Here is a 15002-nt window from a genome sequence, read left to right on the forward strand (position 1 = left end):
TGTTCCTTGCCTGTACGGCGGTCGCGCATGGTAGCACCGGCCTCGCGGCGGGCTCAAGATTGGTGCATGAGCAGACCTGCAGCACTCCACGCGTTATTCTCGCGTCTACTCAATTCAGGAAAACCCCCATGGCAGGAAGCAGTTTGCTAGTCTTGATCGACGATATCGCCACCGTGCTGGACGACGTGGCGCTCATGACCAAAATGGCAGCGAAGAAGACCGCCGGCGTATTGGGCGATGACCTGGCGCTTAATGCCCAGCAAGTCTCCGGGGTGCGGGCCGAGCGGGAACTGCCGGTGGTGTGGGCGGTTGCCAAAGGCTCGTTTCTTAATAAATTGATTCTGGTGCCTGCAGCGCTCGCGATCAGTGCCTTCATCCCTTGGGCGGTCACGCCGCTATTGATGATCGGCGGCGCCTATCTGTGTTTCGAGGGCTTTGAAAAGCTCGCGCACAAATACCTGCATAGCCGGGCTGAAGATGAGGCCGGTCATGCCAGGTTGACCGAGGCCGTTGCCGATCCTGCGACTGACCTGGTGGCTTTCGAGAAGGACAAGATTAAGGGCGCGGTGCGCACTGACTTCATTCTCTCGGCGGAAATCATCGCCATCACCCTCGGTACGGTGGCCGACGCGCCGTTGATGCAACAAGTGATCGTGCTGTCGGGCATCGCCATTGTCATGACCGTCGGCGTTTACGGCCTGGTGGGCGTTATCGTCAAGCTCGACGATGGTGGTTTGTATCTCAGCGAGCTCAAGGGTGAAAGCGCGGTACGTCGCGGACAGCGGGCTTTCGGACGTGGCGTGCTTATTGCTGCGCCGTACATGATGAAAAGCCTGTCGGTGATCGGTACTGCGGCGATGTTTCTGGTGGGCGGCGGGATTCTTACCCATGGCGTGCCAGCACTGCATCACTGGATCGAGCAGGTGACGCTGGCGACAGCGGGAGCGATTGGTGGATTTTCGGTGATCATCCCGCCGTTGCTCAACGCGGTAGCGGGCATTATTGCTGGTGCTGTGGTATTGCTGGGCGTCTCGGTCATCGGCAAAATCTGGCGCGGTATCAAAGCGTAACCCTGTAACGGCGAGGATTGGACATCAATGACGAGTAACAGCCCTTTGTTTTCCAGCGTGGTTGCCTATGCTCAACATTGCGAGCGCCAGTTGGTGGAAATCCTGCATCGCCGACCCACCCTGGACCGGCAGCAGGTAATGACGTGGGTTGACGAGCAAAGCCATGCCATGAAAGACCGTGATCCCCTGGATCTGCTGCGCTCGATCAATGCGAAGGTCAGGGCTGGCAAGCTGTTGCCGTGGGAAGGGGATTAGCCTGCCCGCTTAAGGGAAACTCAGTACCTGTGGGAGCGGACCTGTCCGCGAAGACGTCAGCTCATGCAATGAAAATGTATGCGGTGTACTGGCCTCTTCGCGGACAGGTCCGCTCCCACGAAATCTGCGCAATCCTGACTGCGGTGCATCGATCCGGAGATCTGACGCGCAGCGCGAGGCTAAGGAGTCGCGCCCGACCGATGGAATCGGCCCGACACACCGTACTATTCAAGGAGCGAAAACCCAATGCACGGATATGGAATGTTCGGCGATCTGCTGCATCTGGCGCTGTATCTGTTGATCATCGCGCTGTGGATCTATTTTTGGCTGGTCTGCATGTTCAGTGTGGGCGGTTCGCTCAAGCGCTATCTCGGCTCACACGCTCAACTCATTTGCGCGTTGGGTATTCCTGCTATGGCGGGAGGTCTGGTAGGCGCCGCGATTCTTTACTATGGCGTCAACTCAATCGTTTGGGCACTGTCGGTCACCGGGATTGCCTTGCCACTGCTCGGGCTGACAGTGCTGCGGCGGACCCGACGTCAACGCTATTACTTCGACAAGCGCCGATGAACACCAGAGTCGGTGGGCAGCGCAGCCACCGGTAAAGGTGCTGCGCCGTGAAGTGATCAGAAGAACACTTTCACCAGCAAACTTGCGGTGTTCTGGTCGGTGTCGAAATAGCGCGTGTCGTTGATCCCGTACTTGTTGCTCCAGTAATCATATTCAATACCCACATACAGTTGGCGCTCTGGCAGATTGATTGCCTTGCCCAGGTCGTATTTGATCTGCGGGTTGAAGTGCAGGTTGGAGTGGTAATCGCCATGTTTGGCCGACGACTTGTTGTCCACCACCCAGTCCATGAACCCATCGATCAAGATGTCCGATTTGCCCACAGGGATGGTGTAAGACCAGACCGGGGTAATCTGCCAGGCGTTATTGCCAGCGCGGTGCCCATCGTTATAACGCTTGTAGAAGTTGAGCTGGAAGTAGTCGAAACCGGGGACGCTCAAATCGAAGCCAGGCCCGATCAAGTAGGACTCGACGTCACCTTCTCCGAACTCGTAAGTGGTCGCCAGCAATACGTCCTTGATCGGACCCAATTCAAACTTTCGGTCGAAAATCTTGCCCATCGACAAGCGCGGGGATATCTCGCCGTAGGTAGTGGCGTTGCCGACGCCTGCATCTTTTTTGCCGTTGTAACTGATGTAATCGAGGAACACGAAGTTGTCGCCGTACTTCCAGCCGTCGGCATGTTCGAAAGTAAAGGTCTGCTGTGTCTCCGGGTTGACTTCAAAGTTCTTGCCGTAGAGATACGTCAGGCTGTTGCTTTGCCATTGCAGTAAGTCGGCAGCCATAGTCGGGCCGGCTGCCAGCACACTGCCGGCGACCATCAGGCTGGAAAACGTACGGTTCATGCGGTGCTCCCTTGGGTGATATGAGTTGTTTTTTCTTTGATTGGCGTTCTGTTCCGACGCCTTGTTTGTTGCGGTTATTTCTGTCTAATCGGTCAGCTTTATATGCATAGCAAGAGCTACGCCAATACCTTGAAAAAAGACGAAAAAGCTCTGCCGTCCACTGTAAGAAGGGACGATTCAACGGATTTTTCGAACTATTGCGGCGAGCGTTATGCGAATCGGTTAGTTGTCTGGTCAGTCAACATATTCCAGTCGGTCAAACTGCCCCGGTTTCGAGCGGCGGCGGAGGATACCGGCGCGCAGCGAAGTGCTCAAGTGCTCTGCGACAGAGCACTCATGACAAAAACGGGGCAGGGTGACCGAGTAGTCGCCTAGTGATTGTGTGCAGGCCCGGCTATCGCTGCGCGTTCAGCGCCGCCGAGCACGTTGAACAACAGGTTCAGCAGGACCGCGCTTAAAGTCGCCATGGCAATGCCGCTGTGGGTAATCGGGCCCATCCACAGCGGCAAGTGGCTGAAGAATTCCGGTCGAACCACCGGGATCAAGCCCATGCCGATGCTCACCGCCACCAGCAACTGGTTGCGACGGTCGCCGATGTCGGCTTCTTGCAGGATCTTGATCCCTGTCGCGGCGACCATGCCGAACATTGCGATGGCCGCGCCGCCCAATACCGCTGGCGGTATCGAGGCCACCAGGTACGCCGCTTTGGGCAGCAGGCTCAGCACGATCAGAAAGCCGCCCGCCACAATCGTCACCGAGCGGCAACGCACGCCGGTCATCTGCACCAGGCCGATGTTCTGCGCGAACGAGGAGTGGGTGAAGGTATTGAGGAAACCTGCGAGAAACGAGGCCGCCGCATCGCACAGCAAACCGCGCCGTAGCATGCCGGGTGTGACCTCGCGATCAGTGATCTTGCCCAGCGCGAGAAACATCCCGGTGGACTCGACGAAGATGATCACCACCACCAGACACATCGACAGGATCGGCGCCAGGTGAAACTGCGGCATGCCGAAGTGCAGCGGCGTGACTACCTTGATCCACTCCGCTTGAGCCAGACCGCTGAGGTCAACCATGCCGATCAGCCCGGAAAGGATGTAGCCCAGACCCATGCCGATCAGCACCGAAATGTTGACCCAGAAACCGCGCATGAAGCGATTGATCAGCAGGATGGTCAGCAGCACCAGTGCTGCAACGCCCAGGTACAGCGGGTCACCGAAACTGGTTGCCTTGCTGCCGCCTCCGGCCCAGTTCACGGCGACCGGAAACAGCGACAGTCCGATGGAGGTAATGACCGTGCCAGTCACCAGTGGCGGAAAGAAGCGCACGATTTTCGACATGAACGGCGCGACCAGCATGCCGAAGAACCCGGCGGCGATGGTCGCGCCGAAGATACCCGGCAGACCGACCCCGTCCATGCCGGCCATCGCCACCATGCTGCCCACGGCGGCGAAACTGGCGCCCATCATGATCGGCATGCGAATGCCCAACGGGCCGATGCCCAACGATTGCACCACCGTGGCAATGCCCGCGACGAGCAGGTCGGCGTTGATCAGAAAAGCGATTTCTTCACGGGAAAGACCAGCGGCCTGACCGATGATCAGTGGCACAGCGACCGCGCCGCCGTACATCAACAGGACGTGTTGCAGGCCCACCAGAATCAATTGCGCAAGGGGCAGGGGCTGTCGTGGTGGCGCAGCAGGGATGCGCGCGTGAGTTGACTCGGACATGCAACACCTCGGATTTTGTTTTTGTTTTTTGAGTACGCCCGTTGCGATAGGGCGGTGGAACGGGTGACTCATTTTAACCGCGGACCCTTGTAGGAGCGCGCTTGCCCGCGATTGCGGTGGATCATTAACAGATTCATCAACTGATACAACGCAATCGCGGGCAAGCGCGCTCCTACAGGTCTTTCATTCGGCCTTTCAATCAGTTCGTCTGCGCTCCCTTATCAATCCACTGCCCGATCAGGTCACGCTCTTGCTGGGTCATCTGGGTGATGTTGCCCAGTGGCATGATCTGCGACACCACGGCTTGGGCCTGGATGCGCGGTGCCTGTTGCTGGATCTGTTGCGGGGTGTCGAACATCACTCCCGCCGGTGCAGCGCTAAACAGCGGGCTGGTAGGTTTGGCCGAATGACACACCGCGCAGCGTTCCTGAATCACGCTATGGACCTTGTCGAAATCCGCGCCGCCGCCAGCTTGGGCAACCGCAGGCTGAGCAGGCGGTTGTGCGGGCGCTGCCACTTCAGGTTTCGGCTCATCAGCGCGATGGCCGCCAATCGCAGTACCCGGCAACGGCTGATATTCGATCTTCGCAGGACCTGCGGTTTCCGGGCCGCGCGGCATTTGCGCAGGGCCTGTGACGTAGGCCAGACAAATCATCCCCAATGCGCCGACTGGCAATGCCCAGGCATATTTATGGCTGTTGTGACGGGTGTTGAAATAATGACGCACCACTACCGCGACCACTGCAATCCCGGCCAGGATCAGCCAGTTGTAGCGGCTGCCGTAGGTGCTCGGAAAGTGGTTGCTGATCATGATGAACAGCACCGGCAGGGTGAAGTAGTTGTTGTGACGCGAACGCAGCAAGCCTTTGGCAGGGAGTGATGGGTCCGGCGTGCGGTTCTCGGCAATCGCCGCTACCAGTGCGCGCTGGGCGGGCATGATGATGCGGAACACGTTGCCGACCATGATGGTGCCGATGATCGCGCCGGTGTGCAGGTAAGCGCCTCGTCCGCTGAACACCTGGCTGAAGCCGAAGCAGGCCGCGATGATCAGCACGAACAACACCAAGCCCAACAGGCCAGGGCGCTTGCCCAGTGGCGAATCACACAGCACGTCGTAGATGAACCAGCTGGCGATCAGCGAGCCGATGCCGATGGCCACGCCTTCCGGACCGGTCAACGTGCTGCCGGGTGCCAGCAAATACAAAACAGGGTTGGCATAAAAGACCACGCACAGCAGCGCGACCCCTGACATCCAGGTCCAGTAGGCTTCCCATTTGAACCAGTGCAGGTTGTCCGGCATGGTCGGTGGGGCGAGTTTGTATTTTTCCAGGTGGTAGATGCCGCCGCCGTGAATCGCCCACAAATCACCGGACAAACCATCGCGCGGGTTGACCCGATTGAGGTTGTTCTCCAGCCAGACGAAGTAAAAGGATGCGCCAATCCAGGCGATCCCGACGATCATGTGAACCCAGCGCACGGCCAGGTTCAGCCATTCCATCAGATGTGCTTCCACAGTACTTACCTCAGCCTGTCGCTACTTGCGAGCGCTCAAGCCCTTTCTTATAAATGGGGATCGAGCATCATCAACTGATGCTCTTCGAAGAAATGCTCATCGCAGTTATTGCCTGATCCACTGCGATCAACCACCAGGAAGTCATCCCGCTTTTCGATCGTCAGCACCGGGTGGTGCCAGACGCCGCGATGGTAATTAACACCCTGCCTGCCATTGGTGATGAAGGCGCGGGTCAACTCTGGTTCAGGTGCATCGCCAAGTGGCGCGACCACGACCAGAAAAGGGTTGCCGAGCAGCGGAATGAAGGCCTGGCTGCCCAGCGGATGGCGTTCCAGCATGCGAACGGTCAACGGCATATCCAGCGCATCGGCGCGAAAGATGCTGATGATCGCCTTGTCGTCCGGCGTAGCCGTTTCAACCTCGGCCAGACGATGAAAGCGCATGGTCGAGCCGTTGTTGATCATGAAGTGATCGCTGCCATCGGTTTCGATGACATCACCGAAAGGGGCGAAAGCTTCTTTGGTCAACGGCTCGATGGTCAGTGTGCGCATGTCGGAGTCTTCTGTTTTCATGATTAGTTGATAAACACCTGTAGGAGCGTGGCTTGTCCCGCGATCTGCCGCGCAGCGGCAGCAAACCGGTGAACGCGTTGTGTCAGCGACAACGCAATTGCATGTTTTACGACCGGTCCCCGGCCGATCGCGGGACAAGCCACGCTCCTACAGGCCAAGCATTACTTGGCGACCTTCCCCAACACCCTCAACCGGCTCACGCCGCCATCCGGGAACACGTTCAGGCGAATGTGGGTAATCGGCCCCAGCGCTTTGATCTGCTCGGCGAAGCTGTGTTCGGCGTGCATTTCAAGCTTCTGGCTTGGCAGCAGTTCACGCCAGAACAGGCTCTGGGTTTCGATCTGGCTGTCGGTGCCGCCCTTCACGAACGCGCCCTGAATCGAGCAGCTGTCCGGATAGTTGCCCTTGAAGTGCAAGGTATCAACGATGATTTTTTCCACTTCACCGGCATGGCCCAGGGCGACGATCACCCAGTCATTGCCTGGCGTGCGGCGACGTGCAGTTTCCCAGCCGTCGCCCATGTTCACGCCACGGCCCGGATTGAGGATGTTGCTCATGCGCCCGAAATGCTCGTCGGAACAGGCCAGCGCACGGCCGCCATTCAAGGCCGCAACGAGATCGATCTGCTCGTTGTCGCCCACAGTGGACCAGTCGCGATGCGGCACGCCGTACACGCGCAAACGCGCCACGCCGCCGTCCGGGTAAATGTTGAAGCGCAAGTGGCTGTACGCCTGTTTGTCGCTGATCTCGTGGTAGTGATGGCTGTCGCCTTTCAACTCCACGGCAGACAAAACTTCAGTCCACTGGGTGTTGTCATCCGGTTCGCCCGAGGCCAGGAAGCACGCTTCCAGCGACGCCGATGGCGGGTAGTTACCGGTGAAAAACGAAGTGTCGATATCCACGCCCTTGATCGAACCGGCCACGCCCAGGCGGATCACCGCACTGTCATAACCTTCGAAGCGCTTGCGGCGGGATTCCCAGCCGTCCATCCACTTGCCGTTGTCGTCGAACACACCCTCCTTGAACACGGCCGGGGTCGGCTGGAACAGGCGGTTGGCATCGGCGAACCAGTCGTCGGTGACGGAAATGATCTTGGTGCCCAGGCGCGCGTCGGCCAGGTTCACGAACTTCTCGAAAGGTACGGCGTAAGCTTTCATTCTTTTTGTCTGCCTTTTTCAGGTGGCGTGGGAGAGGGCGGTCAGAGGGTTTGCAGGCGAAACAGGGCAATCTTGTTGATCTCGGCCAGCGCGCAGGCGAACTCGGTGTCGACCGAATTGTGAATGCGCGTCTCGAAGGCCGCGAGGATCTGATGCCGGTTGCTGCCTTTCACCGCCATGATGAAGGGGAACGCGAACTTCGCTTTGTAGGCGTCGTTCAGCTCGGTGAAGCGTTGGAACTCTTCAGTCGTGCATTGGTGGATACCGGCGCCAGCCTGTTCATTGGTGCTGGCTTCGGTCAGTTGGCCCTGCACGGCGGCTTTGCCGGCAAGGTCCGGGTGAGCGTTGATCAATGCCAGTTGCGAGGCGTGATCAGCGCTCAACAGGATGTCGCTCATTCGGGCGTGAAGCACTTCGATATCGTCGAGGTCGCTGGCATGACCCAAGTCGAAGGCTTTCTCAGCGACCCACGGCGAGTGCTCGTAGATGTCGGCGAAGGTTTCGACGAACGCTTCGCGGCTCAGGCTTGATGGAGTAATGCTCTGGAAGCGGCTCATTGCGCGGCTCCTTTTGTGTCAGTGAAAGGATGCACGGTGTGCCAGTGACGGGCGATATCCACGCGGCGGGCGATCCACACCTGTTCATGGCCTTTGACGTATTCGAGGAAACGTTGCAGCGCAGCTAGCCGGGCAGGGCGACCAATCAGGCGGCAGTGCAGACCGATGGAAAGCATCTTCGGCGCTTCGGCACCTTCGGCGTACAGCACATCAAACGCGTCTTTCAAATACTCGAAAAAGTCGTCGCCCTTGTTGAAGCCCTGCACCTGAGTGAAGCGCATGTCGTTGGTGTCCAGCGTGTACGGGATCACCAGGTGGGCCTTGCCGGTAGGGTTGTTCGGCTCCCAGTACGGCAAGTCGTCGTCGTAGGTGTCGCAGTCGTAGAGAAAACCGCCTTCTTCCATCACCAGACGCCGGGTGTTAGGTCCGGTGCGGCCGGTGTACCAACCCAGCGGGCGCTCGCCGGTCAGTTCAGTGAGGATGCGAATGGCTTCGAGCATGTGTTCGCGTTCCTGCGCTTCGTCCATGTACTGGTAGTCGATCCAGCGATAGCCGTGGCTGCAAATTTCGTGGCCGGCAGCGACCATGGCGCGGATCACGTCCGGGTGACGTTCGGCTGCCATGGCCACTGCGAAGACAGTGAGTGGGATATCAAATTGCTTGAACAGCTTGAGAATGCGCCACACGCCAGCGCGGCTGCCGTATTCATAGAGCGATTCCATGCTCATGTTGCGCGCGCCTTGCAGCGGTTGGGCGGACACCATTTCAGAGAGGAACGCTTCGGATTCTTTGTCGCCGTGCAGAATGTTGCGCTCGCCGCCTTCTTCGTAATTGAGGACGAAGGACAACGCGATCCGGGCATTGCCTGGCCAGTGGGGATGGGGCGGGTTATTACCATAACCGATCAGGTCGCGAGGGTAGTCGGCGCTCACTGCGAGATTCCTTCTGTACGTGTTGTCTGTTGCAGTGGCGGTCTGACATTGCAGGAACGGATGCAGTGGACTGCCGTTGCGGTGAAAAGATTGTATACAACTTTATCCGCGTTTTGTAAGCCTGTTTTTTTCTTTTCTTACGAAGTTTTGTACTGCAAGAAACCTGCCTGAGTGGTCAGGATATGCAGAAAAATCCTAATGCTTTCCTGCCTGCGCCGCAAATCGCTGTTTATCCGGACGCGACAAGTTAGGTGGACTAATTAGCGATATTTATTGTGTACAATCTACAGAGAAAGTGTCTTAATCGTTCATCGCTCGCAACCGATGAGCCCTATATCGGTGCGAGCAACTGACTTCCATTTCTCAAGCGAGGCACCGACAAGCATGGGACGACTGACCACACACGTACTGGACGCCGCTCATGGCTGCCCCGGCAGCTCCATTCACATCGTGCTGTATCGGGTTGAAGGCGAGCGGCTGGAGAAAGTCGCCGACGCCGTTACCAACTCCGACGGCCGCTGCGACGCGCCATTGTTGCAGGGCGATGATTACCGTTCTGGCGTCTACCAGCTGCAATTCCAGGCAGGGGATTACTACCGCGCCAAAGGCGTTCAGCTGCCCGCCACCGCCTTTCTCGATGTTGTCGTTCTGCGCTTTGGCATCGACGCTGCGCAGGATCACTACCACGTCCCGCTGCTGATCTCGCCCTACAGCTACTCGACCTATCGCGGCAGCTAACTCACGTATTCAGCCATACCAATTTCCTCTTGCCCGCCCCACACTGCGGGCTTTTTTTCGTCTGCAGTTTCTAAGTGCTAAATGACGATCACTTTAAGGTCTGCAACGCACATCCCTGTAAACGCAAATCCATGTAGGAGCTGACGAGCAACGCGAGGCTGCGAAGCGGTCTGTCTGACCCCACACAGCCTCGAATCCATCAGCGACTAAGCAACGAAACCGTCCCCGCCGTTCCGAACAACGCCGCGCTCACGCGGTTGAACCAGCTCTGACCCTTGCCACTGCGCAAGTAACGCGAAGCACCCTGAGCACTCAATCCATAAAACAATTTGCACGCCAGATCCAGTACGGTCCAGGTGATGATCATGGTGACCAACTGACCAAGAAACGGCTGATCGGCCTTGAGAAATTGCGGCAGAAACGCTGCGAAAAACAGGATGTCTTTCGGGTTGCTGCCCCCCAGTACGAACGCGCGCCAGAACAGTGAGCCGAAGCGTGGTTGGCTTACCGCAACCGGCACGTCGGCAGCGCTGACCGGCTCCCGCGATTGCTTCCAGCTTTGCCATGCCAGATAAAACAAGTACATCGCGCCGACGATTTTCAGCGCGCTGAACAGTTTTTCCGACGCCATCAATAACGCGCCCAAACCCAGTGCCGAAGCGCTGAGCAGGCAGACCGAGGCCACGACCCCGCCAAGGAAGGCCGGGTATGAACGCAGCAGGCCGTAATTGAGGCTGTTGCCGATCATCAACAGGGACAACGGCCCCGGTATCAAAATCACCACCAGCGCCGCGCCGCTGAACAGCAGCCAGGTTTCCAGGGTCATGCGGGTTCTCCTTGAATGAAAACGCCCCGAATGTCGGGGCTTTTTTGCGGGTAGAGCATGCGTTGATTCTGTAGGAGCCAACTTGTTGGCGAGAGGGCCGACGCGGTGAGTCAGTCACAACGCCTCGCGAACAAGTTCGCTCCTACAGGTGTCGCGTCTGGTGCTCTACAAAAACACAAACTTGGCAATGAATATCACGCACAGCGCCCACAGGCTCACGGAAATTTCCTTGTGCTTGCCAGTCCCGGCTTTCAACACGACGTAGGTGATGAAACCCAGGGCAATCCCGTCCGCCACCGAAAACGTCAGCGGCATCATGATCGCCGTGACAATCGCCGGAATGCTGTCGGTTGCCTCGTCCCAATTGATGTGGGCCATGCCGCCCATCATCAGCATCGCCACGTAAATCAACGCCCCTGCGGTGGCATAAGCGGGAATCATGCCAGCCAGTGGCGCGAAGAACATCGCCGCCACGAACAACACGCCCACGGTGACAGCGGTCAGACCAGTCCGACCGCCAGCCGCCACGCCGGACGCGCTCTCCACGTAGCTCGTCACCGGTGGCACACCGACCATCGCGCCGAACACGCTGGACGCACTGTCGGCCTTGAGTGCCCTGGAAAGGTTCTCGATTCGACCGTCTTCGCGCACCAAACCGGCGCGCTGCGCCACTCCCATCAGCGTGCCTGCGGTGTCGAACATGTGCACGAACAGGAAGGCCAGCACCACGCTGATCATGCTGACGTTGAACACCCCGGCAACGTCCATCGCCATCCAGGTTGGCGCAAGGCTGGGCGGCATCGAGTAAATGCCGTTGTACTGCACCAGCCCCAAACCCCAGCCGGCGAGGGTCACAGTGATAATGCTGATCAGGATGGCGCCGAACACCCGGTGATAACTGAGCACGGCAATCATCAGAAAACACACCGCCGCCAGCAGCGGGCCAGGTTCACGCAGCGAGCCGAGCTTGATCAGCGTGGCGGGGCTGTCGACCACGATGCCCGCTGTCTTCAGGCCGATCAGCCCGAGGAACAGCCCGACCCCCGCACCCATGGCGTAACGCAGGCTCACCGGAATGCTGTTGAGCAGCCATTCACGAATGCGCGACAGGGTCAGGAACATGAAGATCACGCCCGAAACGAACACCGCACCCAGCGCTGTTTCCCAGCTGTAGCCCATGGTGCCGACCACGGTGTAGGTGAAAAACGCGTTCAGCCCCATGCCCGGCGCAAGGCCCACCGGCCAGTTGGCGTACAGCCCCATCAACAGACAGCCCAGTGCCGCCGCGATGCAGGTGGCGACGAAGGCCGCTCCGTGATCGATGCCAGCGTCGGCCATGATGTTGGGGTTGACGAAGATGATGTAAGCCATGGTGATGAAGGTGGTCAGGCCCGCCAGCAGCTCGGTTCTGACGGTGGTGCCATGCAGGCTCAGCTTGAAGATGCGCTCAAGCAGACCGCTGCGCGGCGGCGTGAGATCCAGCGGCGAAGCTTCGGATTTGCGGCTTTCCACAGTGAATTCCTCGGAACGTTTTTGTTGTTTTTTTCAGAGCCGGTAACTGCTCCGTGAGGCGAGACTTCCTTTCAGTTTCGATTTTTTGACTGAAAGGTCAGAAACGTGCACGAGTCGGATTATGCTTTTGTATACAAAAAATGCAAATAATGTTTTCGTTTTTGTCGTGATGATTTTTGAGATTGTGTGCATAACGAGGGGATCACTGGGGACGTGTTCAGACTTTGATCACTGTGTACAATGCGCCAGTACCTTCACTGTGACTTTGCCGCGATATCTGCTATTGATTCGCACCACAGATCACAGTCACGGCCCAGCGCCGGATTCAGTTCCCACGAGTGCCCATGAACGAACAGTTGCAGCCCCTCAAGAAACAGCCGCGCACCGTCAAAGCAGGTCGCAGCGGAACCCAGGACGATATCGTCTACGCCCACATTTTCGAGGCCATTCTCGAGCAGCGACTGGCGCCCGGTACCAAGCTGAGCGAAGAAGCGCTGGGCGAGATTTTCGGGGTCAGCCGCACCATCATTCGTCGCGCATTGTCGCGACTGGCTCACGAAGGTGTTGTGTTGTTGCGGCCCAATCGCGGTGCCGTGGTGGCGAGCCCCAGCGTTGAGGAAGCGCGTCAGGTGTTCTTCGCCCGTCGTATGGTCGAGAAGGCCATCACTGAACTCGCTGTCGAGCACGCAACGCCTGAGCAATTGGCGGAGCTGCGCAAGATGGTTAGCGATGAGCGCGACAGTTTTTCCAAGGGGGATCGCGGGGCGGGGATTCGTCTGTCCGGGGAGTTCCACCTGAAACTGGCGGAAGCGGCGAAGAATGCACCACTGATCAGCTTCCAGCGCAGTCTGGTGTCCCAGACCTCATTGATCATCGCGCAGTACGAAAGCGGCAACCGTTCGCACTGCTCCTACGATGAACACACCCAGTTGATCGACGCCATCGAAGCGCGGGACGCGACCTTGGCCGTGAACCTGATGATGCATCACATGGATCACATCGACAGCAAGCTCAACCTCGATGAAGACAGCGCTTCGGACGATCTGCACGCCGTGTTCTCGCATCTGATGCTGCCCAAGAAAAAGCCGGGGCGCAGCCCGGCGGTTTGATCCAGCGCGAGTCTGGCTTCTGCCCGAAGGGCGTAGGAGCCTTGCTTGCAGGCGATGGGCAGCGAAGCGGCCCCAAAACCTGCCACCTCGATTCGATCAGATACACCGCGAGCTCAGGTTTTACGACCGGTACCCGGCCGATCGCTGGCAAGCCAAGCTCCTACGCCTGCGGCAGAAACGACCGCGTTCCACTTAGCGCTTGTGTACGAGCGCCCCCGCCGAGTAGGTCTCACTCACCGTTCGGTCATCCCCCAGCGTCATCAGCACAAACAATCGCTCCTCGATGCTTTGCGCCTGCTTCATGCGGTACGACAGCAGCGGCGTTGCGTTGTAATCCAGCACCACGAAATCCGCCTCGTTACCCGCCTGCAAACTGCCGATCTTGTCCTCCAGCCGCAGTGCCCGCGCGCCGCCCAGTGTTGCGAGGTACAGCGACTTGAACGGACTCAGCTTCGCACCCTGCAACTGCATCACTTTGTACGCCTCGTTCAGCGTTTGCAGGATCGAGAAGCTGGTGCCGCCGCCTACATCCGTGCCCAATCCCACATTGACCTTGTGCCGCTCGGCCATTGGCAGGTTAAACAGCCCACTGCCGAGGAAGAAGTTCGACGTCGGACAGAAGGCAATCGCTGACGCGGTTTCAGCCAGTCGCGCACATTCGTCGTCGCACAAATGCACGCCGTGAGCGAACACCGAGCGCTCGCCCAGCAGCTTGAAGTGGTCGTACACGTCCAGATAGTTCTTGCGCTCCGGAAACAGCGCTTTCACCCACTCGACTTCTTTCAGGTTTTCGCTGATGTGGGTCTGCATGTACAGGTCCGGGTATTCGGTCAGCAGTTGACCGGCCAGCGCCAATTGTTCCGGGGTGCTGGTAGGTGCGAAGCGCGGGGTGACGGCGTAGTGCAGGCGGCCCTTGCCGTGCCAGCGCTCAATCAGTGCCTTGCTGTCGACATAGCTCGATTCAGCGGTGTCCACCAGATAGTCCGGCGCGTTGCGGTCCATCATCACCTTGCCAGCGATCATCCGCAGATTGAGCTTTTCGGCGGCACTGAAAAACGCTTCCACCGACTCCTTGTGCCGACTGCCGAATACCAGCGCGGTGGTAGTGCCGTTGCGCAGCAGTTCTTCAAGAAACAGGTCAGCCACTTCGGCCGAATGCGCAGGGTCTTCGAACTGCTTCTCGCAGGGAAAGACGTAGGTGTTGAGCCAGTCCAGGAGCTGTTCGCCGTAGGACCCGACCATGCCGGTTTGTGGCAAATGGATATGGGTGTCGATGAAACCGGCGCTGATCAGGGCGTCTTTGTAGGTGAGCACCTGTACATCATCGCCGAGCGTACCCAACAAGTCGGCAGCATGGCCCACAGCGGAAATCTTGCCGTCGTCGACGATCATCAAGCCGTCTTCGAAATACGCGTAAGAGTCCTCAACAGCCACTTCGGCTGGGTCACCGAGGCTGTGGACGATTGAGGCGCGGTAGGCTTTTTTGCTGGCAGAATCGGAAGTCATGGGGTTCTCGTTGGATATTTAATAGCGTGCTGATTGTGATCAACCCGTGGGAGCGGACCTGTCCGCGAAGACAAGCTGTCAGGTGATAGACCTATATCAGGCACACCGGCCTC

15 protein-coding genes are annotated in these 15002 nt (G+C 58.4%); 5 read left to right on the forward strand and 10 right to left on the reverse strand.

The window, feature by feature from the left end:
* Positions 1-128: 128 nt before the first annotated feature.
* From ACWKV9_RS17965 to ACWKV9_RS17975, 3 genes are all read left to right on the forward strand, one after another.
* Positions 129-1070: a DUF808 domain-containing protein gene (locus ACWKV9_RS17965; RefSeq protein WP_483837477.1), complete on the forward strand. Its 942-nt coding sequence runs from the start codon at positions 129-131 to the stop codon at positions 1068-1070.
* A 27-nt stretch (positions 1071-1097) separates the two neighbouring features.
* Positions 1098-1325: a hypothetical protein gene (locus tag ACWKV9_RS17970; RefSeq protein WP_483837478.1), complete on the forward strand. Its 228-nt coding sequence runs from the start codon at positions 1098-1100 to the stop codon at positions 1323-1325.
* A gap of 246 nt (positions 1326-1571) precedes the next feature.
* A complete protein-coding gene (locus tag ACWKV9_RS17975; RefSeq protein WP_483837479.1) occupies positions 1572-1895 on the forward strand; it encodes a hypothetical protein in 324 nt (107 codons plus the stop codon).
* A 56-nt stretch (positions 1896-1951) separates the two neighbouring features.
* On the opposite strand, the gene ACWKV9_RS17980 is transcribed toward ACWKV9_RS17975, so the two are convergent.
* The 7 genes from ACWKV9_RS17980 to puuE form a co-directional block, all read right to left on the reverse strand.
* Entirely contained in the window at positions 1952-2740 is a 789-nt protein-coding gene (locus tag ACWKV9_RS17980; protein WP_483837480.1) for an outer membrane protein OmpK, read from the reverse strand.
* Between the two features lie 371 nt (positions 2741-3111).
* Entirely contained in the window at positions 3112-4467 is a 1356-nt protein-coding gene (locus ACWKV9_RS17985) for a nucleobase:cation symporter-2 family protein (RefSeq protein WP_483837481.1), read from the reverse strand.
* Positions 4468-4666: 199 nt separating this feature from the next.
* Positions 4667-5980 (reverse strand): urate hydroxylase PuuD, encoded by a 1314-nt coding sequence (locus ACWKV9_RS17990; protein ID WP_483837482.1) that lies wholly within the window; start codon positions 5978-5980, stop codon positions 4667-4669.
* A gap of 47 nt (positions 5981-6027) precedes the next feature.
* On the reverse strand, positions 6028-6531 hold the full coding sequence (locus ACWKV9_RS17995) for an ureidoglycolate lyase (RefSeq protein WP_483837545.1): 504 nt from the start codon (positions 6529-6531) through the stop codon (positions 6028-6030).
* Positions 6532-6713: 182 nt separating this feature from the next.
* Positions 6714-7709, reverse strand: a complete 996-nt coding sequence (gene alc, locus ACWKV9_RS18000; RefSeq protein ID WP_483837483.1) for an allantoicase — start codon at positions 7707-7709, stop codon at positions 6714-6716.
* Positions 7710-7750: 41 nt separating this feature from the next.
* Positions 7751-8266, reverse strand: a complete 516-nt coding sequence (gene uraD, locus ACWKV9_RS18005) for a 2-oxo-4-hydroxy-4-carboxy-5-ureidoimidazoline decarboxylase (protein ID WP_483837484.1) — start codon at positions 8264-8266, stop codon at positions 7751-7753.
* Positions 8263-9198, reverse strand: a complete 936-nt coding sequence (gene puuE, locus ACWKV9_RS18010; protein WP_483837485.1) for an allantoinase PuuE — start codon at positions 9196-9198, stop codon at positions 8263-8265. The genes uraD and puuE overlap by 4 nt, the downstream gene beginning before the upstream one ends.
* Positions 9199-9582: 384 nt before the next feature.
* Between puuE and uraH the strand changes: the two genes are divergently transcribed.
* Positions 9583-9936, forward strand: coding sequence for a hydroxyisourate hydrolase (uraH, locus tag ACWKV9_RS18015; protein WP_483837486.1), 354 nt, complete (start codon positions 9583-9585; stop codon positions 9934-9936).
* Positions 9937-10135: 199 nt separating this feature from the next.
* Here uraH and ACWKV9_RS18020 read toward each other — a convergent pair whose 3' ends face one another.
* Together ACWKV9_RS18020 and ACWKV9_RS18025 are read right to left on the reverse strand one after the other, a co-directional pair.
* A complete protein-coding gene (locus tag ACWKV9_RS18020) occupies positions 10136-10762 on the reverse strand; it encodes a LysE family translocator (RefSeq protein ID WP_483837487.1) in 627 nt (208 codons plus the stop codon).
* Between the two features lie 165 nt (positions 10763-10927).
* The gene (locus tag ACWKV9_RS18025) at positions 10928-12274 is read right to left on the reverse strand and encodes an NCS2 family permease (protein ID WP_483837488.1); all 1347 of its coding nucleotides are present in this window, start codon (positions 12272-12274) and stop codon (positions 10928-10930) included.
* A gap of 344 nt (positions 12275-12618) precedes the next feature.
* Here ACWKV9_RS18025 and ACWKV9_RS18030 point away from each other — a divergent pair, with 344 nt between their 5' ends.
* Complete coding sequence (locus ACWKV9_RS18030) at positions 12619-13383, forward strand: GntR family transcriptional regulator (RefSeq protein WP_483837489.1); 765 nt, start codon at positions 12619-12621, stop codon at positions 13381-13383.
* A gap of 192 nt (positions 13384-13575) precedes the next feature.
* Here ACWKV9_RS18030 and guaD read toward each other — a convergent pair whose 3' ends face one another.
* On the reverse strand, positions 13576-14889 hold the full coding sequence (guaD, locus tag ACWKV9_RS18035; RefSeq protein ID WP_483837490.1) for a guanine deaminase: 1314 nt from the start codon (positions 14887-14889) through the stop codon (positions 13576-13578).
* Positions 14890-15002: the final 113 nt, after the last annotated feature.

It is taken from the genome of Pseudomonas corni (assembly GCF_057128765.1).